At 38.7% G+C, this 2,191-nt stretch carries 1 protein-coding gene and 1 pseudogene; both read right to left on the bottom strand.

Going from position 1 to position 2,191, the window contains the following annotated elements; all coding sequences use genetic code 11:
• A pseudogene (locus G5B00_RS17780) lies at positions 1-757 on the bottom strand (hypothetical protein); the annotation flags it as partial.
• Positions 758-841: 84 nt separating this feature from the next.
• Positions 842-2,191, bottom strand: a 1,350-nt coding sequence (locus G5B00_RS17775) for a penicillin acylase family protein (RefSeq protein ID WP_163878803.1), incomplete at its 5' end; no start/stop codon positions are given.

Raw genomic sequence — 2,191 nt, 5'->3', positions numbered from 1 at the left:
TATCTACCCAAGTCTCTTCCAACAAGTAATCTAAAATACGACTTAACCCCCAAGCCCAAACTCCAATTGCACCCCATTCACTTGAATCTACTAGATTAGGTTTATAGCTTGAAAAAAGTGATGCTACACTATGCTTTCTCATATCATGATTATCTGGATAAATATCATGATAACACATCGTTGCAACCGCATATCCTCTTTCTATTATAGTTTCATAAGGCCATCTTTCCATTTGACTTCCTCTAGTCCAGTCAGGATGATCTGGAGACCTCATTAATGAAAATCCGCTTGAATAAAGGATAGCTGTATCCAAGGTTGTACTGTGGTTGCCTCTAAAGTTATAGCCAACAAATACCGGCACTTTACCAGACTTCCTGTTCGGAATATGCAAAAGAAGAAGAGCTTCATGTTCTCGTTGTCCATTGCTAAAAATAAACTTCACTTGCCTAATTGTTGCAAGCCCTTCTAAAGCCTGTTTATTTTCTTTTAACAACTCGTACTTTACTGCTATCGAATCTCTAGGTGTAACTCCATACATTTCTTTAGCAAACATATCGAGGATTTCGAGACGGCGAGAACTCTCCCAATCCTTCTTAGTTGCAATAACTCTCCCATCCTTAGCTTTCAATACATCTGGCAAAACATAGTCAGACACCAACGATTCCTCATAATTAACTTCCTGAGCAAAACCTTTTAAGGGAACTATAGCTAGTAAGATTACAATATACTGAGTCTTCATGTTTTTATATTTTTTCACTAAAATTTCTTTTTTCGTAATACATTTATTTAAACCAAATTATAGAGATATTACATATCATCCAATGAGTAAAAATATACATTTCTATAACCTTTCAGTAGGTGCCAGTATCTCCTTACTAGCCGCAACACTTTCTATTTTATTTCTACTATAATAAACTGGAAAATAATCGTCCTTTGCCCAAGAATCAAAAAGATTACTATAAAATGGACTTTCGGGATTCCCTGATTGCCCAGGACCACTTGTAGCAATTGTCGCATCCCAGTCACCTGTATTTACGATAATTTTAAATAATGCACCATGATTCTGTTTGTCATTGTTCCCGGTCGCACCAACGGTATAACCATTCCCCCCCCTCGGCAGAGGCCCCAAATCTAACTTATCTCTTGTATTTGAATTGACAAGCTTGCTCAATGGATGCTCTAAATAAGTATGTTTGAACTTTTCTTGCCCGTATTGCCAGTGATTCATATCCTCTCCAAGTTTTTGCTCCAGATTAGCAACAGCATTGTCAAAAGCTTTAATCAAGAAATCGTCTCTACCCTGATCTGGATTAGTACCAAAGCGACTATCTGGGTTAAGAAGCCAAGAAATAATTTTACCTAACTGTATGCTTTTAATAATTTCTTTAGCAGAGGTGGGGACAAATAGTTCTACCGATAGCCTTTTTATCTCATTTTCTAAAGCCACATAGATTGCGGCCTCGATTGAACTGGATAACAGCCTATAATCCCAATTGGCTAATCTATTTTTTGCTTCGGCAGACTTACCATCAAAAGGCAGTTTCATGAGTAGCGGAATTAACTGCCTTGCAGGTATAGACAGGTAATCCACCTGCAGTTCACGCATATCATCCATAGTGAACTTAGTACCACCACGTAACACTTCATTAATACGATCCCCTCTAAAGGGATCCGCCCAAGAATATCCCACAGCATTCATATGTACATAATCCTGTGGTATAATATTTTGATTTGCAGTCGCAATAAAACCATTTAAGGGGTTAAAAGCATGGGGTCGTTCTTTAATAGGTAAGTATCCAGCCCATTCATAACGGCCATCACCCGGAACGGGCACCAGCCCACTAAAATTAGGACGAATCGGCGTAATTCCTACCGCCTGCCAACCAATATTACCTTCTCTATCTGCCCATATCATATTTTCACCTGGTATATTACTGTAACTACAAGCTTCACGAAACTCCTCCCAAGTTTTGGTTTGCCCCATCCGCAACGAAGCTAAATAAGGAGCTCCTCCTACCTCCAGCCAGCCACAACGAACAGCATAAGCTTTATTATGAAGAGAGTCCACATATACTACAGGACCATGTCGAGTGTAAGCTAGATCTACTGTGATACTTTCCTTATCTTTTATGTGAACTGTATCGGTCAAAACATCCATATCTTCCCACTTTCCTTTATAAAGATATTGTTT

This window comes from Parapedobacter sp. SGR-10 (assembly GCF_011030405.1).
In the GTDB taxonomy this organism is placed as follows: Bacteria; Bacteroidota; Bacteroidia; order Sphingobacteriales; family Sphingobacteriaceae; genus Sphingobacterium.
Note: the sequence above shows the minus strand (reverse complement) of the source record. Positions and strands in the feature narration are given on the sequence as shown.